The 24,356-nt window shown below is 58.5% G+C and carries 21 protein-coding genes; 14 read left to right on the top strand and 7 right to left on the bottom strand.

What is annotated here, in order from left to right; all coding sequences use genetic code 11:
• The first annotated feature begins 49 nt into the window (after nucleotides 1-49).
• From ACR0FG_RS01680 to ACR0FG_RS01660, 5 genes are all read left to right on the top strand, one after another.
• Complete coding sequence (locus tag ACR0FG_RS01680; RefSeq protein ID WP_480889409.1) at nucleotides 50-1,864, top strand: extracellular solute-binding protein; 1,815 nt, start codon at nucleotides 50-52, stop codon at nucleotides 1,862-1,864.
• 32 nt (nucleotides 1,865-1,896) lie between these two features.
• Nucleotides 1,897-2,721, top strand: a complete 825-nt coding sequence (locus ACR0FG_RS01675) for an arsenate reductase/protein-tyrosine-phosphatase family protein (RefSeq protein WP_480889406.1) — start codon at nucleotides 1,897-1,899, stop codon at nucleotides 2,719-2,721.
• A gap of 28 nt (nucleotides 2,722-2,749) precedes the next feature.
• Nucleotides 2,750-3,226 carry an arsenate reductase ArsC gene (locus tag ACR0FG_RS01670; RefSeq protein ID WP_480889404.1) on the top strand — a complete coding sequence of 159 codons (477 nt, stop codon included), beginning with the start codon at nucleotides 2,750-2,752 and terminating at the stop codon, nucleotides 3,224-3,226.
• Nucleotides 3,223-3,900, top strand: coding sequence for an aquaporin (locus tag ACR0FG_RS01665; RefSeq protein WP_480889402.1), 678 nt, complete (start codon nucleotides 3,223-3,225; stop codon nucleotides 3,898-3,900). The genes ACR0FG_RS01670 and ACR0FG_RS01665 overlap by 4 nt, the downstream gene beginning before the upstream one ends.
• Nucleotides 3,901-4,070: 170 nt before the next feature.
• Entirely contained in the window at nucleotides 4,071-4,307 is a 237-nt protein-coding gene (locus ACR0FG_RS01660; protein ID WP_170711817.1) for a hypothetical protein, read from the top strand.
• Here ACR0FG_RS01660 and ACR0FG_RS01655 read toward each other — a convergent pair.
• Complete coding sequence (locus tag ACR0FG_RS01655; protein WP_170711815.1) at nucleotides 4,296-4,919, bottom strand: XRE family transcriptional regulator; 624 nt, start codon at nucleotides 4,917-4,919, stop codon at nucleotides 4,296-4,298. The genes ACR0FG_RS01660 and ACR0FG_RS01655 overlap by 12 nt on opposite strands.
• A 65-nt stretch (nucleotides 4,920-4,984) precedes the next feature.
• Here ACR0FG_RS01655 and ACR0FG_RS01650 point away from each other — a divergent pair, with 65 nt between their 5' ends.
• The 5 genes from ACR0FG_RS01650 (at nucleotide 4,985) to ACR0FG_RS01630 (ending at nucleotide 10,794) form a co-directional block, all read left to right on the top strand.
• A complete protein-coding gene (locus tag ACR0FG_RS01650; protein ID WP_480889399.1) occupies nucleotides 4,985-6,502 on the top strand; it encodes a class I adenylate-forming enzyme family protein in 1,518 nt (505 codons plus the stop codon).
• Entirely contained in the window at nucleotides 6,499-7,158 is a 660-nt protein-coding gene (locus ACR0FG_RS01645; RefSeq protein WP_480889396.1) for a DsbA family oxidoreductase, read from the top strand. Before ACR0FG_RS01650 ends, ACR0FG_RS01645 begins: the two co-directional genes overlap by 4 nt.
• Nucleotides 7,159-7,232: 74 nt before the next feature.
• The gene (locus ACR0FG_RS01640) at nucleotides 7,233-8,441 is read left to right on the top strand and encodes a multidrug effflux MFS transporter (RefSeq protein ID WP_480889393.1); all 1,209 of its coding nucleotides are present in this window, start codon (nucleotides 7,233-7,235) and stop codon (nucleotides 8,439-8,441) included.
• Nucleotides 8,442-8,500: 59 nt separating this feature from the next.
• Entirely contained in the window at nucleotides 8,501-10,165 is a 1,665-nt protein-coding gene (locus tag ACR0FG_RS01635; protein ID WP_480889391.1) for a tetratricopeptide repeat protein, read from the top strand.
• Nucleotides 10,162-10,794 (top strand): SH3 domain-containing protein, encoded by a 633-nt coding sequence (locus ACR0FG_RS01630; protein WP_480889389.1) that lies wholly within the window; start codon nucleotides 10,162-10,164, stop codon nucleotides 10,792-10,794. Before ACR0FG_RS01635 ends, ACR0FG_RS01630 begins: the two co-directional genes overlap by 4 nt.
• Here the strand turns inward: ACR0FG_RS01630 and mfd are convergent.
• Together mfd and ACR0FG_RS01620 are read right to left on the bottom strand one after the other, a co-directional pair.
• Nucleotides 10,791-14,243 carry a transcription-repair coupling factor gene (gene mfd, locus ACR0FG_RS01625; protein ID WP_480889386.1) on the bottom strand — a complete coding sequence of 1,151 codons (3,453 nt, stop codon included), beginning with the start codon at nucleotides 14,241-14,243 and terminating at the stop codon, nucleotides 10,791-10,793. The genes ACR0FG_RS01630 and mfd overlap by 4 nt on opposite strands.
• Before the next feature lie 18 nt (nucleotides 14,244-14,261).
• Nucleotides 14,262-14,789 carry a component of SufBCD complex gene (locus ACR0FG_RS01620; protein WP_170711800.1) on the bottom strand — a complete coding sequence of 176 codons (528 nt, stop codon included), beginning with the start codon at nucleotides 14,787-14,789 and terminating at the stop codon, nucleotides 14,262-14,264.
• A gap of 120 nt (nucleotides 14,790-14,909) precedes the next feature.
• On the opposite strand from ACR0FG_RS01620, the gene hemB reads away from it, so the two are divergent.
• From hemB to ACR0FG_RS01600, 4 genes are all read left to right on the top strand, one after another.
• On the top strand, nucleotides 14,910-15,908 hold the full coding sequence (hemB, locus tag ACR0FG_RS01615; RefSeq protein ID WP_480889383.1) for a porphobilinogen synthase: 999 nt from the start codon (nucleotides 14,910-14,912) through the stop codon (nucleotides 15,906-15,908).
• A gap of 147 nt (nucleotides 15,909-16,055) precedes the next feature.
• Entirely contained in the window at nucleotides 16,056-16,628 is a 573-nt protein-coding gene (locus ACR0FG_RS01610) for a YSC84-related protein (RefSeq protein WP_170711796.1), read from the top strand.
• 163 nt (nucleotides 16,629-16,791) lie between these two features.
• Nucleotides 16,792-19,254 carry a penicillin acylase family protein gene (locus ACR0FG_RS01605; RefSeq protein WP_480889380.1) on the top strand — a complete coding sequence of 821 codons (2,463 nt, stop codon included), beginning with the start codon at nucleotides 16,792-16,794 and terminating at the stop codon, nucleotides 19,252-19,254.
• 97 nt (nucleotides 19,255-19,351) lie between these two features.
• Nucleotides 19,352-19,747 (top strand): SgcJ/EcaC family oxidoreductase, encoded by a 396-nt coding sequence (locus ACR0FG_RS01600; protein WP_480889379.1) that lies wholly within the window; start codon nucleotides 19,352-19,354, stop codon nucleotides 19,745-19,747.
• 3 nt (nucleotides 19,748-19,750) lie between these two features.
• Here ACR0FG_RS01600 and hflX read toward each other — a convergent pair whose 3' ends face one another.
• From hflX to trkA, 4 genes are all read right to left on the bottom strand, one after another.
• Nucleotides 19,751-21,022 carry a GTPase HflX gene (gene hflX / locus ACR0FG_RS01595; RefSeq protein ID WP_170711790.1) on the bottom strand — a complete coding sequence of 424 codons (1,272 nt, stop codon included), beginning with the start codon at nucleotides 21,020-21,022 and terminating at the stop codon, nucleotides 19,751-19,753.
• Entirely contained in the window at nucleotides 21,022-21,261 is a 240-nt protein-coding gene (hfq, locus tag ACR0FG_RS01590; protein ID WP_480889377.1) for an RNA chaperone Hfq, read from the bottom strand. The genes hflX and hfq overlap by 1 nt, the downstream gene beginning before the upstream one ends.
• A 132-nt stretch (nucleotides 21,262-21,393) precedes the next feature.
• Nucleotides 21,394-22,932, bottom strand: a complete 1,539-nt coding sequence (locus ACR0FG_RS01585) for a potassium transporter TrkG (protein WP_170711788.1) — start codon at nucleotides 22,930-22,932, stop codon at nucleotides 21,394-21,396.
• Nucleotides 22,932-24,308, bottom strand: coding sequence for a Trk system potassium transporter TrkA (gene trkA / locus ACR0FG_RS01580; protein ID WP_480889376.1), 1,377 nt, complete (start codon nucleotides 24,306-24,308; stop codon nucleotides 22,932-22,934). The genes ACR0FG_RS01585 and trkA overlap by 1 nt, the downstream gene beginning before the upstream one ends.
• Nucleotides 24,309-24,356: the final 48 nt, after the last annotated feature.

Genomic DNA, 24,356 nt, shown 5'->3' with positions numbered 1-24,356 from the left:
GCTACGATGAAACCCAAGAAAATAAGGCCAGAGCAGGATTGTTTCCAAAATGAGCCACAATAGTCTTCGCCCCGCACGACCTCTGATCGCGGGAATCGCCTCGGTTTTTCTGGCCACATCTGCACTGGCAGAATCGGCCCATGGCATAGCTATGTACGGAGACCCGGCCTTACCACCGGATTTTGTGTCTCTGCCCTATGCCAACCCGGATGCGCCCAAAGGTGGCAAGGTGGTCTTTGGCAATACCGGCGGTTACGACAGCCTGAACCCCTTTGTGCAAAAAGGAACCGTTCCCTGGCAGCTCAGATTTTGGACACACGAGGGGCTGATGGGGCGGTCCTGGGACGAACCTTTCACTCTTTACGGGTTGTTAGCCGAATCAATTGAGACGGCGCCGGACCGATCCTGGGTCGAATTTACGCTGCGCGAAGACGCCCGATTCTCGGACGGCAGCCCGGTAACGGTCGATGACGTGATCTGGTCGTATGAGACATTGGGAACCGAAGGCCATATTCGCTATCGCGGGCTCTGGGGTAAGATCGACAGCATCGAGCAGACCGGACCACGCAGCGTACGTATCACCTTTAACGAAGAAGATCGCGAACTGGCCCTGATTGCTGGCCTTCGCCCGATCCTGAAAAAGGCGCAGTGGGACGGCAAGGATTTCGCCAACGCCCCGCTACAGGACATCCCCATTGGAACGGGGCCATATGTGATCGACGATTATGAAGCCGGTCGCTATGTGAACCTACGCCGCAACCCCGACTATTGGGGGGCCGACATTCCTTTTCGGCGCGGTACGATGAACCTTGATGACATGCGCATCGAGTTCTATGGCGACGGCACCGTTCTGTTCGAGGCATTCAAAGCCGGAGAGCTGTCAGCGGTCCGCGAGTTCAACGCCGACAAATGGGAAACCCAGTACGGATTTCCCGCCGTCCAGCGTGGCGACGTCGTAAAAACCGAGATACCGCATGGCAAGCCATCGGGCATGACTGGTTTCGTGATGAACACCCGTAAAGCGCCCTTTGATGACTGGCGCGTGCGCGAGGCTCTTATCCTGGCCTTCAACTTCGAGTTCATCAACGACACCATTACTGGTGGTGCACAGCCCCGGATCACATCCTATTTCTCGGGCTCGGACCTCGCGATGCAACCCGGCCCTGCCACCGGGCGCGTAAAAGAGCTTCTGGACGCGTATTCCGACGAACTGCTGCCCGGTACGATCGAAGGCTATACGCTGCCCCAAGGTGATGGCTCTGCCCGCAACCGGGCAAATATACGCGCGGCAACCAAGCTGCTTGCCGAGGCCGGCTGGACTATTCAGGATGGTGTACTGCGGAACAAAAATGGTGATCCGTTCAAAATCTCTGTCCTGCTGCAACAGGGTGACACCGACAACCAGACGGCCGTGGAAATCTACGCCCGCGCGCTCGAGCGTCTTGGCATCGAGGTTACGACCGAAACGGTCGATAGCGCCCAATATGCAGGCCGCACGTCCGAGCAGGATTTCGACATGACAACCTTTCGCCGCGCGCTGTCCCTGTCTCCGGGCAATGAACAGCGGCTGTATTGGGGCAGTGAGAATGCCGATTCACCGGGTACGCGGAACCTGATGGGGGTAAGCTCTCCCGCTGTCGATGGGCTGATCGATGCAATGCTGACCTCCGAAGACCCCGAGGATTTCGTCGCAGCCACCCGTGCATTGGATCGGGTTCTGACCGCCGGTCGCTATGTCATTCCGATCTGGAGCTTTGATGTCGGGCGCATAGCCCACGCCAAAGAACTGAAATTCCCTGATATTTTGCCGATCTATGGCGACGGGCCGGAATATATGCCGCAGATTTGGTGGTACGAAGATTGACGCCCACTTAATATTTCCATATTTCTCGAAATATGGAAATACTGATTCACGACAGACTCGGCGCGCTGGCGCATCCCAAACGCTTGGACCTGTTTCAGCTGTTGATGCGGCGCTATCCGGATTCAGTGCCAGCAGGCGAAATCGCAGCGGCACTGTCGTTAAAGCCGAATACGGCCTCTGCCTATCTGAACGCGTTGAAATCTGCAGAGCTGATATCGCAGACGCGCAATGGCACCTCGCTTCACTACAGCGCGAACCTGCCTGCCGTACGCGGGTTATTTGACGAATTGCTGGGAAACTGCTGCCAGAACCGACCTGATCTGTGCCTGCAAGCCGACACAGATCCCCTGGTGACAACGCCCAACCGGGTTCTGAACGTGTTGTTCATCTGCACTGGAAATTCCGCCCGGTCGATCATGGCCGAGGCGATCCTGAACGCGGAAGGCGCTGGAAGGTTCCGTGCCTATTCCGCCGGAACTGCACCATCCGAGGGCCCCAACTCGAAGGTATTAGACCTGCTGGGTCAGAAAGGTCATGATCTGGAATATCTGCGCTCGAAATCGGTGGATGAGTTTGCCTCATCGGATGCCCCGAAAATGGATTTTGTTTTCACCGTTTGCGACCACGCCGCTAACGAAACTTGCCCCACATGGCCCGGCCAACCGCTAAGCGCCCATTGGGGGCTGGCTGATCCAGCCAAGGCGCAAGGAACAGCGGCGCAAAAGACGCTGGCGTTTCAACAAGCCTACGGTCTGCTGCGAAACAGGATCGCAGCCTTTGTCAGCCTGCCTTTTGAAACGCTCGACCGCATCTCACTGCAACACAAGGTGGATGACATCGGTCGCATGACCGAGTGATCCTCGACCATTCCAAGGACAAACCCGCATGAACATTCTGGTCCTGTGCACCGGTAACTCTGCCCGGTCGATATTGCTGGAATCGATCTTTAACCACAGCGGCAATGGTCGCCTGCGCGCCTATTCCGCCGGATCGCGCCCAACCGGCAAAGTGCATCCGCAATCGCTGGTGCTGCTGGTCAGTAAAGGCCACGACGTTTCCAACGCCCGCTCAAAAAGCTGGGATGAGTTCGCCAAAGACGACGCACCCGAAATGGACATAGTTATCACCGTTTGCGGGTCCGCAGCGGGCGAAACCTGTCCCATCTGGCCCGGTGCCCCGATCCGTGCGCATTGGGGCGTCGAAGACCCCGCCGCTGCGGCAGAACCCGACTGGGACAACGCCTTTCGCACTGCCTATGACATTCTGAACCGCCGCGCGGCGGCCCTGCTGGACCTTCCCGTCGAAACCATGGATCGCGCCGAACTGTCCGCCCAACTCAAACGCATCGGAGCCCTGCAATGACAGCCCGCCAGTATTTTGCCGAATTCCTCGGCACCGCATTCCTCCTGATCGGCGTGGTAGGATCGGGTATCATGGCCCAGTCCCTGTCCGGCGGAAACATCGCGCTTGCCCTGTTGGCCAACGCCATTGCGACGGGATGTATGCTCTACGCCATTATCACCACACTGGGTCCGGTTTCCGGCGCGCATTTCAACCCCGCCGTAACGCTGGCTTTTGCCCTGCGCGGAGAACATCTCTGGCGGGCCGTGGCGCCCTATATGCTGGTACAGGTTGCCGGTGGCATCGCGGGGGTCTGGGCCAGCCATTTCATGTTCGACCTGCCGATTCTGCAGACCTCCGAAACGCTGCACCGAACCGGCCCGCATCAGTGGTTTTCGGAAATCATCGCGACGCTGGGCCTGCTGTTCGTGATTTTCGGCGGAATTCGGCACAAACCGGATACGGTACCAGCCCTTGTGGGTCTCTATATCACCGGCGCGTACTGGTACACATCATCCACAAGTTTTGCGAATCCGGCAGTGACAATCGCAAGAGGATTCACCGATACCTTTGCGGGCATATACCCGGCACATATTCCGATGTTCATCGTCATGCAGATAATTGCTGTATTTATCGGTCATGTTTTGCTGAACTGGTTGTTCAAACCCGACGAGCAACCAATCGATTCTCGTTGAGCTTTCGACCACTGGCCTTCCCGCTGCGGCCAATCCGCAGCGGATTTCTGCCGATATCCCTATCTGATCCGCCTGCGACATTTTGTCATGTCCGCAGCAGCAGCGTTGCATACGTACCCTAAATGCGGGGGAGAGCAATCCTGAAACTGGGACAAGGGAAGGCTCGACATATGTTGAACTGGGTTGATCTAACGCAAGATTGGGGCGCCTCTTTCGCGCGCGCGAAACGCCGTTTTCCGAATTTGCGCGACGGTGATATGGCGCGCCTGCGACAGGATCGCAAGCAGTTCGAAGCCTACCTTGCCGAACGCCACCACCTGACGGTGAACGAGGCGCGCGAAGAGCTTGAGGATTTCCTGTATACAGAAGGTCTGAACCGGGAAGTGAACCAGCCGTTAGGCAAGTGACGTCACCCACAGGATCGTCGCATCCTCGTCGCTGACGGACACAACGTTGTGACCCATGCTGCCATCGTAATAGGCGCTGTCGCCCCGGCGCATCTCAACCGCCTCATAGAACTCGGTATAAAGCCGCACGACCCCGGTCAGGACATACAGAAATTCTTCGCCATCATGGCGCACCCAGCCATCGAACTCTTCCATCGACCGGGCGCGGACCCGGGCGCGATAGGGCAGCATTTGTTTGTTGGTCAGCGTCTCGGCCAACAGTTCATGTTCGTAAGTGGCGGTTGCATGGGCAGTGCCCTCGCCCATCTTGGTTACGGCCATCCGGCCCAGCACCTGATCGCGCTGCGGTTGGGTAAACAGTTGTGGAACCGATATCTCAAGCCCGATCGCCAGCTTCTTGAGCGCATCATAGGTCGGGGACATCTGCCCGTTTTCGATCTTGCTGAGAGTAGACCGCGCAAGCCCGGCCTGATTTGCAGCCTGTTCCAGCGTCCAGTTGCGGGCCTTGCGTAATTCGCGAACGCGCGCGCCAAGGTCCAGCGGCTCGACATGCGCAGGCTCGCCGCTGTCGCGGGCAATACGGATCAGGGATTTCGGATCGCTTGTGGTCATGGATCACTCTATACGGACAGCGGCCCGCGCTTGCAACGCGCCCGGCGCCGCGATAGCCAGACGCCATGCTATCCGTTTTTGATCAGGGCCCACCGCCACCCTGCCCCGTTCCGTTCAACATGGCCGCGCATGTCCTGCGCAATGCCGAGTCGTCGCCCGACAAGACCGCCCTTTCGGTTTTCAGCAATAGCAGTGTGCAGGACTGGACATATGGAGCCCTGAAATCTGCCGTTCTGGGCACCGCGCAAGGGCTTTTGCGATCCGGGTTGCAGCCCGGCGATCTGGTTCTGATGCGACTTGGAAACAGCGTCGAATTTCCTATCGCCTATCTGGCTGCCATCGCGGTCGGGATCGTACCTGTACCCACCTCGTCGCAATTGACCGAACCCGAGACGGCGCGAATTATCGACGATCTGTCCCCTGCAGCCATTCTGCGCGATCCGCAAATTCCCTGCGCCCCTCATCCCCGCCAGATCGCTCTGGACGACCTGATCGCGATGCGGGATTTGCCGCCAGCAGAATTCGCCATGGGGGATCCGAACCGGCTGGGCTATGTGGTCTACACATCCGGCACCTCTGGCAAACCTCGTGCCGTCGCCCACGCGCACCGCGCGATCTGGGCCCGTCAGATGATGGTGGATGGCTGGTACGGGCTGCGCCCCGACGACAAGCTATGTCATGCGGGTGCGTTCAACTGGACCTATACGCTGGGCACCGGGCTGATGGATCCGTGGGCGATTGGAGCCACCGCGCTGATCCCCGAACCCGGAACGGATCTGGTCGATCTGCCGCTCTTGCTGCAAAAACACCGCGCAACGATCTTTGCTGCCGCCCCCGGCGTGTTCCGCAAGATCCTGCAACGGCCAAACCTTCCCAAGCTGCCCGACCTGCGCCACGGGCTCTGCGCTGGTGAGAAATTGTCGCGACATCTTCATGAGCGATGGACTGAAACGACCGGCACCGAACTCTATGAGGCGTTCGGCATGTCCGAATGTTCGACGTTCATCTCCTCAAGCCCGACGCACCCGTCCCGTGGAGAAGCACTGGGCCAGCCGCAACCGGGTCGAAGAGTTGCGATCATCGGCGCAGAGGGACCGGTGCCGCAGGGTCAAGAGGGAACCATCGCCGTTCACCGCGACGATCCAGGCCTGATGTTGTCCTACCTGAACGCCCCGGACGAGGCTCAGGCCCGGTTTCAGGGAGACTGGTTTCTGACCGGCGATCAGGGCGCAATGGCTGTGGACGGACAGATCACCTATCTGGGCCGCGATGACGACATGATGAATGCAGGCGGCTATCGCGTGTCCCCAGTCGAAGTTGAATCCGTTCTGGCGCGCTATCCCGGAATTACTCAGGTCGGGGTTGCTGCGGTTGAGGTCAAACAGGATTCGTCTGTGATTGTCGCGTTCTATACCGGGCCGGAAAAACTGGACGAACGCGCCTTGCAGACCTATGTGTCCACCAATCTGGCGCGCTATAAACAACCGCGCGCCTTTGTTCACCTGCCCGAGCTGCCTGTTGGTGGTAACGGCAAACTTCTGCGCCGTGCCCTGCCGGCCTATTTCAAGGCATCGTCCCAATGACCCAGACCGTCAAGCTAGATATCATGTCCGACCCGATCTGCCCGTGGTGCTACATCGGTAAGACGCACCTGGATAAGGCTTTGGCAGATATCCCGAACCACCCGTTCGTGATTGAATGGCACCCCTTTCAGCTGAACCCCGACATGCCGGATGCAGGTATGGATCGTCGCGAATATCTTGAACGGAAATTCGGTGGCAAGGAAGGTGCTGTGCGCGCCTATGCCCCGGTAGTTGAACATGCCGAAAACGCCGGTCTCAAGATCGATTTCGAGGGTATGAAACGCACCCCGAATACGCTGGATGCGCATCGATTGATCCACTGGGCAGGCATTGAAGGCAAACAGAACGCTGTGGTCGATGCCCTGTTCAATGCCTACTTTGTCGAGGCTCGTGATATCGGAGATCATGAAGTTCTGGCCGACATCGCAGATGGCGCAGGGATGGATGCCGCAGTCGTTCAGAAATTGCTGAAATCTGACGCGGATCGCGAAGATATCAGTCAGCGCGACAGCCATTCGCGGCAGATGGGAGTAAGCTCGGTTCCGACCTTTATTGTTGCGAACCAGCATGCGGTTCCCGGCGCACAACCGCCTGAATTATGGGCAAAAGTAATCGGCGAAATCATGTCTCAGATTGAGGCTTCTCCTGCAGAATAGCACATAGGTCTGTGCGTTTTCCAACCTAGCTCCAACCCGCGCGCCATGATAGCGCAGATGGGAAGGAGTGTCTTATGACCAACCGCATGTCCAAGGCCGAATTCATCGCACTGATCGCAATGATGTTCGCCACAATCGCCTTTTCCATCGACGCGATGCTGCCCGCCCTGCCCGAGATCGGCGCGCAGCTTAGCCCCGATGACGTGAACAAGGCGCAATTGATCCTGACGTCTTTTGTTCTGGGCATGGGGATTGGTACGTTTTTCACAGGCCCGATTTCGGACGCGGTCGGGCGTAAACCTGTGATCTACGGGGGGCTGGCACTTTATATGTTCGCGGCTACCGTCGCATGGGCCAGTTCTTCGCTGGAGCTGGTTCTGGCGGCGCGCATCCTTCAGGGGATCGGCGCAGCTGGTCCGCGCGTTGTTGCCATGGCCATTATCCGCGATCTGTATGCAGGCCGGGAAATGGCGCGGATCATTTCAATTGCGATGATGATATTTACCCTGGTTCCCGCCTTTGCGCCTTTGATGGGCGCAGGGGTGATCGCGCTTGTTGGATGGCGCGCCATCTTTGTCTGTTTCGTCCTGTTTGCATTGGTCATCATCATCTGGATGACCATCCGGCTGCCCGAGTCCCTGCCTGCAGAAAACCGCCGACCATTCCGCCTGCCTCTGATGATCGCAGCGGTTCAGGAAATGCTGACCCATCCAACGGTTCGACTGTCCATCATGGTTCAGACCCTCTGCATGGGGCTGTTGTTCACCATGCTGACAATGGTGCAACCGGTCTATGATGTGATCCATGGCCGCGCCGAAAGCTTTCCGTTCTGGTTCGGATTTGTCGCTTTCGTCTCTGGCTCGGCAAGCCTGCTGAACGCGGCGATGGTGGTTCGCATCGGGATGCGTCGCATCGTGACCTGGGCGCTGGGTGGTCAGATATTGATCACCTCGGTCGTCATTCTGTTGAACATGACCAACCTCTCAGCGGAAACATCCTTTGCGCTGTTTGTTTTCTGGCAAACGACCGTGTTCTTCATGGCCGGTGTAACAATGGGCAACCTGAACGCAATCGCCATGGAGCCAATGGGACATATCGCGGGCATGGCAGCGTCAGTGATCGGCTCCATCGCAACTGTCCTTGCCGCAGCGATTGCGGCTCCGGTCGGGTTGCTATTCGATGGATCGATCACGCCGCTGACCGTCGGCATCCTCACGATGTGCGTGATTGGCTTTGGTCTGATGCTGCACATGGGCCGGATCGAAAACAGACTGCCTGCCTGATCTGTGCACCTGCCTCGAAACGCGCTATCCTGCCTGAGACTTCAGGGGGGAATGTTTCGATGAGCTATGACTATGATCTGGGGACATATAGCTGCCGCGTCACGACATCTTCGGAGCAGGCACAACTCTGGTTTAACCGGGGGCTGATCTGGACTTACGGGTACAACCATGACGAGGCTGTCGCCTGTTTCCAACGCGCCGCCGAACATGACCCGGACTGCGCCATGGCCCATTGGGGCGTGGCCTATGCGGCTGGGCCAAATTACAACCTACCGTGGGATCTACGCGATGAGCAGGGGCAGACCAAGGCGTTGGCCGTGGCCTATGACGCGACGCAACGGGCAATCGCTCTTGCGGATCGCTGCACCCCGGTCGAACAGGCCCTGATCCGCGCCTTGCCCGCGCGTTACCCACAACGTGATCCGGCGGCAGACATGCACCGTTGGGATTACGCCTATGCCGATGCGATGCGCGCGGCATTTGCCGAACAGCCCGACGATTTGGATCTGCGCACGATCTATGTTGAATCTCTGCTGAACCTGACCCCATGGCAAATGTGGGATCTGAAAAGCGGCCAACCCGCGGATGGTGCCGCGACGCTTGAAGCACAAGAGGCATTGGAATTCGCCATGGCGAACGACCCGGCAGCGATGGAGCATCCGGGCCTGCTGCACCTCTATGTGCACCTGATGGAGATGTCGCCGACGCCTGAGAAGGCGCTGAAAGCCGCGGATGTCCTGCGCAGTTTGGTGCCCGATGCGGGCCATCTGGTGCACATGCCCACCCATATCGACGTGCTGTGCGGACACTATCACAACGTCGTCTACTGGAACGAAAAAGCCTCAGTCGCGGATCTGAAGTATTACGAGCGTGAAGGCGCATTCAACATCTACACGGGCTATCGTCAGCACAACTATCACTTCGCCATCTACGGCGCGCTGTTTCTGGGTCAGATCGAACCCGCCTTACGTGCCAATCAGGGACTGTGGGACACCACGCCCGAGGATATGCTGCGCATCGAAAGCCCGCCGATGGCCGACTATTTCGAAAGCTACATGTCCATGGGGCCCCATATCCTGATCCGCTTCGGCCGGTGGGAAGAGGCGAAAGCGTTGGAACTGCCCGAAGACCCCGATCTCTATCGGACGCTGACGGCCACCACACACTACGCCCGTGCGGTTGCACACGCCGCGACAGGGCAAGTGGTTGAGGCAGAGGCCGAAGAACAGTTGTTTCTTGCCGCCAAAACCTGTGTTCCCGAAACCCGCAGGTTGCACAATAACCGTGTCATCGATCTGCTTGAAATCGCGTCTGAAATGCTGCGCGGTGAGATCGAATACCGAAAAGGCAATTTCGAGATCGCTTTCGCGCATCTGCGCCGCTCGGTCGAGTTGGATGATACGCTGCCATACGATGAACCGTGGGGTTGGATGCAGCCCACGCGGCACGCGCTTGGGGCGTTGCTGTTCGAACAGGGGCATGTGACCGAGGCCGAGGCCGTCTATCGCGAAGACCTTGGCCTAGGCGGAACCCTCAGCCGCGCCTCAATTCACCCTGACAACGTCTGGAGCCTCAAGGGCCTGCATGACTGCTTGAAATCACGCGGCGAAGATGTTGAAATCGTACAAATAAAGCAGCGACTTGACCTTGCCCTTGCCCGCGCGGATCGGGCCGTGGCCGCATCTTGTTTCTGCGCGCAGGCCTCAATGCAGGCCGCTGAATGAGGCTCATCCCTGTTCTGGCAATCGTGCTGCTCTGCAGCCCCGTTCTGGCCGATCGGCAGACGTTCCCTCCTGTGGATGAGGCCGATCGCGACCCTTCGCTGATAACCTTCCGCGACGCGCTGCTTGCAAGCGTCGCTGCGCGTGACGTTGACGCGGTGGTCGCTTCGACCTGCCCGGATGTCTATCTCAGCCATGGCGGCGAAGGTGGACCGGAGGAGCTTCGCACCAATCTGGCCGACAACGCCGAAGACTATTGGTCCGCGCTGCAGACCACCCTGTCCCAACCCGGTTATTTTGACGATCAGGGCGAATTCTGGATGCCGCATCAGTGGCAGATCACCCTGCCCGCCGATCTGGACCCAACGATTGCCTATTTTGTGACCGGCGAAAACGTGACGCTTCGGCAAGGCGCATCATCCGACGCGCCGATCCTCGCGCTGATCAGCCACGAAGTCGTGCTGATCCCGCAGTTTCAAGAAGGCGTCGACTATCAGCGCATCCTGCTGACCGATGGAACTCCGGGCTTTATGCATCGCGATTTCCTATGGCCCATGACCGGCTATCGCGCCGCATTGGTAAAATCCGAAACCGGCACTTGGCAGCTTTGCACCTTTGTGACCGGCGATTAGGTTTTGGTCTTTTTCTTCTGAGCGACGACCTTTTCGGCCAGATCCCGGGCGATGGCAAAAGCGCCCTTGATCTTGTCGCTGTCCTTCTTCCAATCACGCCGCACCACAATCTTGTTGTCCTTGACCTTCGCCAGCCCGCGCTGGTTCTGGATGAACTCAACCAAACCCTCGGGCGAGGCGAACTTGTCATTATGAAACTGGATAGTCGCCCCTTTTGGCCCGCCGTCCAGCTTGGCAATGCCTGCCCGTTTGCACAATGCCTTGATCCGCACGACCAGCATCAGGGTGTTGACCTCTTTCGGCAGGGTCCCAAAACGATCGATCAGTTCGGCAGCGAACCCTTCGAGTTCCACCTTGGTCGAGAGAGAGGACAGGCGACGATAAAGCCCCAGCCGCACATCCAGATCGGGCACATAATCCTCGGGGATCAATACCGGCACACCCAGATTGATCTGCGGGGCCCATTGGTCATCGGCATCCGACAGCCCCTCCATCTCACCGGCTTTGATCTTGGCAATCGCCTCTTCCAGCATCGATTGGTAAAGTTCGTAGCCGACATCGCGCATCTGGCCCGACTGTTCCTCACCCAGCAGGTTGCCAGCGCCGCGAATGTCCAGATCCTGCGAAGCCAGCGTAAACCCGGCGCCCAGCGTATCCAGCGAGCCCAGAACGCGCAGGCGTTTCTCGGCCGTCGCGGTCAGGCGCGCACGCGGTTTCGTGGTCAAATATGCGTAGGCGCGGGTCTTCGAGCGCCCGACCCGTCCGCGAATTTGGTACAACTGGGCAAGACCGAACATATCCGCCCGATGTATGACCATCGTGTTTGCTGTCGGAATATCCAACCCGCTTTCCACAATCGTGGTCGCTAACAGCACGTCGTACTTGCCGTCGTAGAAGGCGTTCATCCGGTCATCTAGTTCACCTGCCGCCATCTGCCCATGCGCGACCACATAAGTCAGCTCCGGCAGTTGCTCTTTCAGGAACTCCTCAATCTCTGGCAAATCTGAGATGCGCGGGACCACATAGAAGCTTTGACCGCCGCGATAGTGTTCACGCAGCAACGCCTCACGGATCGTCACCGCGTCGAACTCGCTGACATAGGTTCGGATCGCCAGACGGTCGATGGGCGGCGTGCCGATGATCGACAGATCGCGCACGCCGGTCAGCGATAGTTGCAAAGTGCGCGGGATCGGCGTGGCGGTCAGGGTCAGGACGTGCACGTCCGAGCGCAGCTGTTTCAGGCGTTCCTTGTGACCCACGCCAAAATGCTGTTCTTCGTCGATGATCAGCAGACCCAGATTCTGAAACCGTATCCCCTTAGCCAGCAGTGCATGAGTTCCGATCACGATATCGACCGTGCCCCGCGCCAGCCCATCGCGGGTTTGCTGTGCCTCTTTGGCCGAAACGAACCGCGACAATTGCCGGACCTCCAGCGGAAAGCCCCGGAAGCGCTCTTTGAACGAGGCTGCGTGCTGGCGCGCCAGCAGCGTGGTCGGTGCAATCACCGCAACCTGAACGCCAGACATCGCAGCGACAAAGGCCGCGCGCATGGCAACCTCGGTCTTGCCAAAGCCCACATCGCCGCAGATCAGGCGGTCCATCGGGGCGCCGGAATGCATATCCTCCATGACTTCCGAAATCGCGCGCAGCTGGTCGTCTGTCTCCTGATAAGGGAAGCGCGCGCTGAACTCCTCCCACGCGTGGGGCGGTGGGTCCATGACCGGAGCCTTCCGCAATGCGCGCTCGGCGGCGATGCGGATCAGCTTGTCCGCCATCTCCCGGATGCGTTCTTTCAGTTTGGCCTTCTTTGACTGCCATGCACCGCCACCTAAACGATCCAGCACCCCTTCGTCATGACCGTATTTCGACAGCAGTTCGATGTTTTCGACCGGCAGGTACAGCTTGGCCTGTTCCGCATACTCCAGCAACAGACATTCATGCGCGGCCCCGGCGGCGGTGACGACCTCCATCCCCTGATAGCGCCCAATGCCGTGGTCCACATGCACCACCAAGTCACCGGGGGACAGAGATTGAGCTTCGGTCAGGAAGTTTTCAGCCTTGCGGCGTTTCTTGGGTTGGCGGATCAGGCGGTCGCCCAACACATCCTGTTCGGAAATCACCGTCAGATCAGGGGTTTCGAACCCATGCTCCAGCGCCCAAACGGCCAGATGCAAGCCCCGTTTTCCAACGCGGGTGCCGTCGGCGACGGGGATCGCCTCGGCCAGACCTTCGTCCTCGATCAGCCCGGTCAAACGTTCCCGCGCGCCTTCGGAATAGGACGCGATCAGCACGGGACCCTTAGTCATCTTGTCGGTGATATGCGCAGCCAAAGCACCAAACAGGCTGATGCTTTCCTGCTGACGTTCGGGTGCAAAATTCCGCCCGATCCGCCCACCGGCGTCGATCACGCCCGGCCCGCTAGCCTGCGGCAAAGGGCTGAACTGCAGCACCCGACGATCGCCCACCGCCTCTTCCCATGCGGTGTCATCCATGTACAGTAATCCGGGCGGGGTCGGCTTATAGACCGTATCCATACGCGACCGGTTTTCCAGCGCCAGCTTTCGCGTCTCAAATTGATCGGCAATCGTGTCCCACCGCGCAAGCCGCGCAGGTGTCACCTGATCATCCACGGTAATCGTCGCACCCGGCAAATAGTCGAACAGGGTTTCCAGTTTTTCATGGAAAAACGGCAGCCAGTGTTCGATCCCCTGATGTTTGCGGCCCGCGCTGACAGCCTCGTACAGCGGATCATCGGTGCCCGCTGCGCCAAATTCGATACGATAATTCTGGCGGAACCGGGTGATAGCCGCCTCGTCCAGAATAACCTCGGAGACCGGGGCCAGTTCCACGACATCAAGCTTTTCAGTGGTGCGCTGTGAAACCGGATCGAACCGACGCGCACCGTCCAGCACGTCTCCGAACAGGTCCAGACGTACGGGGCCGGAATCGCCCGGAGGGAAAACATCGATGATACCACCGCGAATGGCATAATCGCCGGGCTCCATCACCGTGGGGCTTTGGATAAAGCCCATGCGGACAAGGAAATTCCGCAGCGCCTCTTCATCGATGCGGTGGTCCACGCGCGCGGTAAACGCAGCCTCGCGCAGCACATCACGCGCGGGTACGCGTTGGGTTGCTGCGTTCAGCGTGGTCAGCAGAACATATCGATCCGGCATCTGGTGCACCAGCGCCGCCAGTGTCGCCACCCGCGCCGCTGAAATATCAGCATTGGGCGACACCCTGTCGTAGGGCAGACAATCCCAGCCGGGAAAGACAAAGACCGGCATATCGGGGGCAAAAAAGGCCAGCGCGGCGCGCATCGCCTCAAGCCGTTTGTCATCACGTGCGACATGGCAAACAGGCCCGGATAGGGCGACCTCGGACAGCACAAGCTGCGCGTCAAACCCTTCGGGGGCGCCGCCTACCGCTACGTGGTTCGGAGCCTTCATCGCCTTGCCTTTCCGATTTTACCAACCCAGAACGCCGATGGAAAAGTTCTGATACATGCCCCAAAGCGAAGTGACCAGTATCGAAAACATCCCGATGATCTGCGTGTAAATCCGGCACCGCGTCAGGGTTTTCGAGACAAGCTCCAGCGTTGCTTCATGCCGGCGCAACTTGCGAGCTGCCGTAATGTTGATCCCGGTCACAAAGCACAGCGGGAAAAGCAGCAGGAATACCGCCTGCGCAAATTCAACCCCATAGTAAAAGCCCAAAACCGCTAGACCGGTAAAGAAGAAGCACCCTAACGCAAGAATCACGATCCCCGAAACATCCATGACGTACAGCAGCCGGTTCACGTTGATGCGCGTAATGTCCAGAAGATCGCGTTCGTTCTGGCCACCTGTTCGACGGGCACGGACCACAAGGTCATACGGCACGCCCAGCGACCAGTGACTGACCGAAGACCAAAGAACGGCTAGCGCGATCCAGAACCAGAGATTCGAAAAGCTACGCATGTCGATGAGTTCGAAAATCGAAGAGTAAATGTCCAAGCGTCAGCCCTTTATTCATCGTCCTTGGGGGCTAACCTTGCACCGACGCGCCCATTGTTACCCTTGAGACCACGGCGAATTCATGCCACCCAATGCGCAATTGTTCAAGGAGAGCGCGCCATGAAACCGACTATTGCCCCCTATCCTTTGACCCGGTTCCGCCGTGCGCGGCAATCAAACGCGATCCGGGGGCTGGTTCGTGAAAACACGCTGACCACGGATGATCTGATCTGGCCAGTATTTGTACGCGAAGGTGAAGGCGTGGAAGAGCCCGTGCCTTCGATGCCCGGCGTCGTGCGCCGATCCGTCGATCTGATCGCGAAAGCCGCGGTTGAGGCTCAAGCGCTTGGAATTCCCGCAATCTGCATCTTTCCATATACCGATACGTCACTGAAAACCGAGGATTGTGCCGAAGCCTGGAGCCCGGACAACCTGTCGAACCGCGCTATTCGGGCGATCAAAGCCGCCGCGCCCGATATCGCCGTCATGACCGACGTGGCACTGGACCCCTATAACATCAACGGGCATGACGGCTATGTCGTCGATGGCGAGATCGTGAATGACCAAACGGTCGAGGCACTGGTAAAAATGACGCTGGCACAGGCCGAGGCAGGCGCAGACATCATCGGACCATCCGACATGATGGACGGTCGTATCGGCGCGATGCGCCAGGCGCTTGAAGCCGCAGGGCATCAGAACGTCATGATCCTCAGCTATGCCGCAAAATACGCAAGCGCTTTTTATGGCCCGTTTCGCGATGCCGTGGGGGCATCCGGTGCTTTGACCGGGGACAAGAAGACCTATCAGATGGATCCGGCCAACTCGGACGAAGCTTTGCGCCTGATCGAACGCGATCTGACCGAAGGGGCTGATATGGTTATGATCAAGCCCGGTATGCCCTATCTGGACATCTGCCGACGGGTCAAAGACACGTTTGGCGCACCGACCTATGCCTATCAGGTCTCGGGCGAATACGCGATGATACAGGCCGCAGCCCAGAACGGATGGATCGACGGCGAAAAGGTGATGCTGGAAAGCCTGATGGCATTCAAACGTGCAGGATGCGACGGCGTCCTGACCTATTTCGCACCCCAAGTGGCGTTAGCCCTGCAAGGATAGCCTTCGACTGTCACGCGAATTTTCGCCGATTCATTTGGCACATCACGCCCCAGTCAGCTTTCCCGTGACATAGCGGCCTATTCGGCGTATTCTTGCACATAAGATCGGGAACACCCGACAAATCAGGCAGTTATACAGAGAAAAAACATGAGCAGTTCCAATTCTCCCCGACTAAATCGTCGTGGCTTTGCGCTTGGCATGGCCGGTCTGACGCTAACCGCCGCATGTGGCAACGGTGTCGGCAATTCCAACGCAGCAACGATTGATGCGCGCGTTGATGCAACGCTGAACGAGATGTACGCCAAGTATCCAAACACGGCCGAGATAGCCAACAAGGCCAACGGCATGTTGGTCATGCCGTTGATCACCGAGGCCGGGTTCATCTTTGGCGGTGCCTACGGTCAGGGTGCGTTGCGCATTCAGGGCGCGACGGTCGATTATTACTCGGCCATTTCCGGCAGCGCAGGCCTTCAGATTGGCGCACAACAATACGCGCATGTGCTGTTTTTCATGACCGAAGAAGCGTTGAACGATTTCCGTCGCTCCAGCGGTTGGACCGCAGGCGCTGATATTGGATATGTTGTCGATTCAACCGGTGAATCGATCTCGACCGACACAACCCAGTTGCGCAAACCCGTGCTTGCCGCCGTCTTCGGACAGGCAGGGCTGAAGTTTGGTGCAACAGTCGAAGGCACCAAATACACCCGCATCATCCCCTGATTTCGGATACCACGCCCCCCACTGACGAACCCCGCCGCCTTCTGCGGTGGGGTTCATTGTTTTCGCGCATTCGGACAGTTTACCGTGGCTATCCTCTTCCGGTTCGGACGGCGTTCCATTAGTCTCAGCCGCAACCGATAAGTGCTGGAATTGTGGGGCAGGAATGGGTCTGGTTTTTCGCTGGCTTGTACGAATTGCGACGGGTCTGATCCTGCTGGCCTTAGCAGCGGTCGGGCTAGTTTATTTTCTGGCAAGCCAGTCCCTGCCCGACTACGATCAGACGGTCGAGGTAAACGGGCTGAGCGCCCCTGTCGAAATCGTGCGCGATACCGCGAATGTGCCACATATTCTGGCGCAAAATGATCCCGACGTGTTCTTTGGTCTTGGATATGCTCACGCTCAGGACCGGCTTTGGCAGATGACTATTTTGCGCCGAACCGCGCAGGGCCGGTTGTCGGAAATCTTTGGTCAGCGCACGGTCCATATCGACAAACTGCTGCGCCGGTTCGATCTCTATGGCCTCGCCCACCGCTCGGTCGAGGTACAGGATGACTATACCAAAGCCGCGCTGCGGGCCTATTCGGCGGGTGTCAACGCCCGACTGGACGAAATCAATGAAAAGGCTCTGGGCCGTGGTGCCCCCGAGATGTTTCTGTTCGACGTTCCGGTCCCCCCGTGGCAGCCCGGCGACAGCCTTGCGGTGATCAAGCTGATGGGCCTGCAATTGTCCGGCCATCTGGCAGATGAAGTGCTGCGCGCCCGGACCTCGCTGATGCTGGATGATCCCGCGCGACTGGTGGATATCCTGCCCGATGTACCCGGACCCGGCATCGCAGCCCTGCCGGAGTATGCAGCCCTGTTTCCAAACCTGCCGCGCTATGCCACCGGCACGGCCATTCCCGACATCCCCCTTTCGCCCTTCCCCGAACGCGGGTTGGCAGGCGCATCAAACGCCTGGTCCGCCGCGCCGTCGCGATCCGCCAGTGGTGGAACGCTTTTGGCCAACGACCCACATCTGGGCTTCACCGCACCCGGCGTCTGGTATCTGGCCCGGCTTGAGCTGGCCAAGGGTGGTGTGATCGGGGCGACAATACCGGGCATTCCCGCCGTGATGACAGGGCGCAGCGATCGGCTGGGCTGGGGTCTGACATCGTCATATCTGGATGATCAGGACGTTCATATGGAACAACTGAACCCAGACAACCCCGAGGAATACCTTACGCCGAATGGGTACAAACGCTTTCAGAGCCGCCCTTCGATTATCGAAATCAAAGACGAATCGCCGATCACACTGACCCTGCTCTGGACAGATAACGGCCCGGTTCTGCCGGGAACGCATTACGATCTGGAAACAATTACACCGCCCGGCCATGTCGCGTCCCTGTCCTGGAGCGCACTTAGCCCTCGGGATACCTCGTTGACAGCGTCGATGGCACTGATGAACGCGGACACCGTGCGGCAGGCCATCACGGTGGCCGAAGATTTTATTGCGCCCTCACAAAACCTGTCGCTGGTCGACAAGGACACAATTGGGATGAAGCTGATCGGCGCGATGCCACAGCGTGATCTGAACAACCAAAGCCGCGGACGTATTCCCACCCCCGGCTGGCTGGCCCGAAACCAGTGGCAAGGCCGCTTGCCCTACGCCGATAATCCCGAATTTGTGGCTCCTATCGGAGGGGTTCTGGGCAACACCAACAACAAGATGATCGACCGCCCCTTCCCGCTGCATGTGTCCTACGAATGGGGTGACACGCAACGCGTGCATCGCTGGGAACGATTGATGCAATCGCGCGAGGTTCACACCCGCGACAGCTTTATCGAGGCGCAGCTGGATACAGTCAGCTTTACGGCCCGATCACTGTTGCCTCTGGTCGGAGCCGACCTGTGGTTTACCGGCGAATCCGCGCCCGAAGGGACACCTGAACGACAACGACAGATCGCGCTGGATTTGCTGGCAAACTGGAACGGCGAGATGAACGAACACCTGCCCGAGCCATTGATCTATGCGGCATGGCTACGGGCATTGCAGATCCGCCTGATCTCGGATGAGCTTGGCCCATTGGCCGCCGAGTTCAAACATGTCGAACCCTTGTTCATCGAACGTGTTTACCGCGACATCGACGGTGCCTCGGTCTGGTGCGACGTACACCAAAGCGCCCCGGTCGAGACCTGTACCGACATGGCGCGCCTGGCGCTGGACGATGCGATCATCTGGATTTCCGAACGCTATGGGACCGCACTGGAATCGCTGCGTTGGGGCGACGCGCATCAGGCGACCCACGATCACCCCGCTCTGGGCCGGGTGCCCCTGCTGCGGTACTTCGTAAACATCCGCCAATCGACCAGCGGCGGGGACAACACTTTGTTGCGTGGACGGACCTCGGGCACCGGATCGGATCCGTTTCAGAACGTGCATGGTGCAGGCTATCGGGGCGTCTATGACTTTGCCGATCCCGACAGCTCTGTCTTTATCACCGCAACCGGTCAATCCGGGCACTTCCTCTCGCGCTACTATGACGATCAGGCGCAGCTTTGGCGCCGCGGAGAGTACATCCCGATGTCGCTGGATATTGGCTTGGCCCGTGCAGCAGCGGTCGGCATTACGACATTGAATCCGCGCTGATCCAATCGGCAATTCCTCGCCCCTTTTTCTGCGCTACGTGGACGAGCGCGCGCCGCTTGGCATAATGTGCGCGCAATAAGCGTAAGGGGGTATTCAAATGGCCAGCGTCCGCGACGTATTGAACAATCTGGCGCGCGACTATGCCATTGCCTGGAGCTCGGGTGATCCCGATGCGGTGGCCGCGTTCTTTGCTACCGATGGGCAGATTTCGATCAACAGAGGCGAGCCTGCCGCAGGGCGAGACGCTATCGCTCAAGTTGCACGAAATATGTTCAAAGATTTTCCCGATCTCGAATTGAGATGCGACATGATGCGATGGGCGGGCCCTCATACTATCTTTGTATGGACCCTGGAAGGTGAGCACGCCGAAACCGGCAATCGCGTCGTCACCCGAGGCTGGGAAGAATGGGAACTGGACGCGGATCATAAGATTCAGTCGTCGCAGAACTGGTTCGATGTCGAAGACCATCAGCGACAGACCAATGGTTCGTGACTGTTACAGCCCTGCGAACTGCGCCGCCTGTTTGTCGGTCCAAAGAACGGTGATCTGAAACCCGTCTTCGTCCTGTTCTTCGGATCGCACGACATCCTGACGAAACAACCAGGCGCGTTTGTCACCCTCGGCAAAACTCAGATGCAGTTTTGTCTCGTGCCGTGCGCCTTGCAGTTTCGTAGCAATTTCCGCCAGCAAAGGACCAACACCTTCGCCCGTCACCGCCGAGATGGCAAATATCGCCGGATCACGGTCTGCACGGGCCATCGTTGCCTCGCGATCATCAGAGCCTAGCAGGTCAATCTTGTTCCAGACCTCAAGCCTGGGGCGATCCTCATCCACACCCAGTGAGGCAAGGATGGTTTCGACATCCTGTGCCTGCGCCTCGGTTTCTTCATGGCTGATATCGCGTACATGCACGATCAGGTCTGCGCCCAGAACTTCTTCGAGGGTTGCCCGGAACGCGGCAACCAATTCAGTTGGCAGGTTCGAGATGAAACCCACCGTGTCCGACAGGATCACCTCGGGGCCATCAGGCAGTTCCACCCGTCGCATGGTCGGATCCAAAGTGGCAAACAGCATGTCCTTGGCCATGACTTCGGCCCCGGTCAGGCTGTTGAACAGCGTTGATTTACCGGCGTTGGTGTAGCCCACAAGCGCAACAATCGGATACGGCACCTTGGCCCGCGCCGCGCGATGCAAGGTGCGGGTCTTGACCACCTTTTGCAACTGACGCCGCAGACGCACCAGTTGTTCGTCAATGGCACGACGGTCGGCTTCGATCTGAGTTTCACCGGGACCGCCGACAAAACCCAAGCCGCCCCGCTGGCGTTCAAGGTGGGTCCAGGCGCGAACAAGCCGCGTGCGCTGATAGCTGAGCGCGGCCATCTCGACCTGCAGCACACCTTCGCGCGTGCGGGCACGATCGCTGAAAATCTCCAAAATCAATCCGGTCCGGTCGAGGATCTTGACCTTCCACGCTTTCTCAAGATTGCGCTGTTGGACCGGAGTTACGGGGCCATCGATCAGGACCAGCTCAATCTCATTCTCATGAAACCGTTCGCCCAGTTCATCGATCTTGCCGCTGCCGAACAATAGTCCCGCTTGCGCGCGCGGTAGGCGCACGACCTCGGACCCGGCTACGTCGAGATCGGGCAAAGCAGCGGCCAGAGCAACCGCCTCGGCCAGCGCCGGTTCGGGGACACGGCGCTGTTCATCTGATTTGATTTCGGGATGCAGCACCCAAGCCCGGGTGCGCGTCCGTTCATGTTCCATCAAGAGGCGTCTTCGCCCTCATACAGGTTGATCGATTGCGACGGCATGATGGTAGAAATCGCGTGCTTGTAGACAAGCTGCGACTGTCCGTCGCGGCGCAACAATACGCAAAAGTTATCAAACCAAGTGATAACACCTTGCAATTTCACGCCGTTGATCAGGAAAATCGTGACCGGGACTTTTGCTTTCCGTACATTGTTCAGGAACGCGTCCTGAAGATTTTGTCTGTCCGAAGCCATATTTTTATAATCTCGCCATTGTTCTTGCTACGCGCTGCGGACCAACGCGCTCCCTCCGGCAGAGTATGGAGGGGAGCGCACAGATATTCCAGACGAAAAATTAAGCAATAGCGCCAAGTTGCCGTGATCCGGTCAATCACGCCACAGTGAAGGGGTAATCAACGCGATAATCGCCAGCGTTTCCAGACGACCAATCACCATCGCTGCGCAAAGCGTAAGTTTCGCGCCATCTGACAGGTCAATCAACCGGATCGGCGTATCTGTGGCGAGTTCGATCAAAGGCCCAGTGGTGCTAAGAGCGGCAACGCTGAGCACCATGGCATGTTCAAACCCGACCCCCATCGCGGCCAGCAGAACATCGAACAAAGCCAAAGTCAGCGCAAACAGCATGAAAAAGATCCAGGCGATGAAAGCACCATCGCTTTGAATACGCCGATTGCCGCCGCCTTCGCCACTGACGGATGAGGGATAGATCAGCCGGTCAATCTCGCGCTTACCGTTGAGATACAGCGCAAATACCCGCAATAGTTTGACGCCGCCCGCGGTAGTTGCGACTCCGCCTCCCAGCAGCGCCAGCCCCATCAGGATCAGTCCGGGTGTGCCCAACCCTGACAATTGTTGCGCATCGTTCCAATTGGCACTTTCAAATCCGGCGGTGGTCAAGAATGACATCACCGTAAACAGCATTCCCCAAATCACATGCAAAGCCTGCCCAATGGTGATCTGCAGCCCAAGTTCAGCCACGCCTGCCAAAACACGAAAGAACAGCAACGCTGCAACGGCCAGAACAATTACTAAACCAATCCTGAATTCGGGGTCTTTGTCCAACCGTGCATAGCCCGAAGTTGCGGTATCCGTTGAAAATGTCAGCCGCGACAAGGCAAAGAACAGGAACAGAAACAAAATAGCCTCACCCGTAACGCCCGCCGTTGCCCCTTCGAGCCCGCCAACCGGCGAAATGCCCGAGGTCGCCATGGTCGACATTGCGTGGCACACGGCGGTAAGTCCCTGCTCTCCGGCGATCAGAAGCAAGATCCAAATGACCCCCGTCAGCCCCGCATATACCGGCGTCAGAGTCCGGGTCACGCGTACAAGCAAACCGCGCGGGTCCATCTTTTCACTTTGCGCCACCCCCGTGACAGGCCGTCCCGGCTGCCCGCGAGCCGTGACCTCGAACCCACCCAAGGACAAAGGGGCAAGAATTGCGGCGGCTGCGATCCACATGAGCAAACCACCCATCCATCCAACAAACGCACGCCATAGATGCAACGGAGCGGACAGTCGTGACGGATCGGGGAACAAGTCGGCGCCCGTCGTGGTCAGGGCGCTGACCATATCGAAATAGGCATTCAGAAAGCTGGTCGTCCCCAGCGCGTCATGAAAGGGTACCGCAAGAAACAGCGGCAGAATGGTGAATGAGGCCAGCAACACCGCAAGTTGCCCCAGCGTACCCCTGCGTGATTTGCGGCTAAGCTGTGCCAGCCCGATAAGCGTGACGACAAAAAGACCCAGCAGCCCGGAATAAAAAAACGATCGCGACGTATCATGGTCGTTCAGAACCAGCGCATAGACCGCAGGTATCCACATCGCCAGCGAGGCGATGCCCCAAATCATCAAAAGCAGGGGCAGACGCCGCCAAACTCCAAGCTTTTGTTCACGCACCCGGATCATCAGAAAAAGTCGATCGAAACCTGCATCAAGCGTTCAACCTCGGGCACGTCCTTGGCCAAGGCAAAGATGGCGACCACATCTTTCTCATCAATGCGCAGGCTGCCAGTCGGGCGCAACAGTTCATCACCCTTGCGGACCGCCCCCACCAGCACACCTTCGGGAAAATCGATGTCGCGCAATTTTTGCCCGGCCATGGGTGAGGTTGACAGAACCTCGGCCTCGATCACTTCGGCTTCTGCATCGCCGATGGAATAAACCTGTCGCACGCGCCCATGGCGGATATGGCGCAGGATCGAACTGACCGTGGTGGCGCGCGGGTTGATATAGGCGTCAATGCCCAATGGCCCCATCAGGGCGACCATGCTGGGATCGTTGATCAGTGCGATGGCCAAAGCACAGCCTTCGCCCTTGGCCCGAACCGCAGCCAGCATGTTGGTGCGATCATCATCGGTCACGGCAAGCATGGCGTCGGCACGGTCAATCCCCGCCTCGTTCAGCAGAGCCGAATCCAGGCCGTCGCCATTCAGAACAATCGTGCGCTCCAAAGCCTCGGCTGCAACTTCGGCACATTTTCGGTCGCGCTCGATTACCTTAGCACGGACTCGGCTCTCGCGCTCTTCCAAGGCACGGGCGACCTCAAGGCCGACATTTCCGCCACCGACGATAACAATCCGGTCCTGCTTGCGCTGCGCTTTGCCGAACACCTCCATGGTGCGGTCGACATCCTTGACGCTGGTGAACACATAGCATTCGTCACCAACAAAAAGCTGATCCTCGGATTCCGGCGCAAACAGTGACCCCTCGCGACGCACCCCAACGACGATGGAACTGAGCGTCGAGAACAAATCGGTCAACTGTCGCAGCGGCGTGTTCACAATCGGGCAGTCCTCATCCACGCGAATGCCCAACAGTTGCGCTTTTCCGTCCATGAACACCTCGGTGTCAAAGGCAGACGGCGCAGACAAGCGGCGCATCGCTGCGGCGGCAACCTCGCGCTCGGGGCTGATCACCACGTCAATCGGCAGGTGATCGCGGCGATATAGGTCCGAGTGGATGGCCTGCAGATAGGATTTAGATCGCAAACGCGCGATCTTGCGCTGGATCGAGAAGACCGAATGCGCCATCTGACAGGTGACCATGTTCACCTCGTCCGAGTGGGTCGCGGCGATGATCATATCCGCATCACGCGCCCCTGCCCGTTCCAGCACATCCGGGTAGCTGGCAAAACCGGCGATGCCCTGAACATCCAGCGTCTCGGTCGCGCGTCGTACCAGATCAGGGTTGTTGTCCACCACGGTGACATCGTTCAACTCGCCCGAAAGGTGCCGCGCAATCTGCCAACCAACCTGACCGGCGCCGCATATGATGACCTTCATGTTCCTGGCCCTTCTGCCTGAATTCTTTGAATGACAGATGCCCCCAAA

It is taken from the genome of Ruegeria sp. E1 (assembly GCF_056534225.1).
The sequence above is the reverse complement of the archived record's forward strand: the minus strand, read 5'-3'. Positions and strand labels throughout refer to the sequence as shown.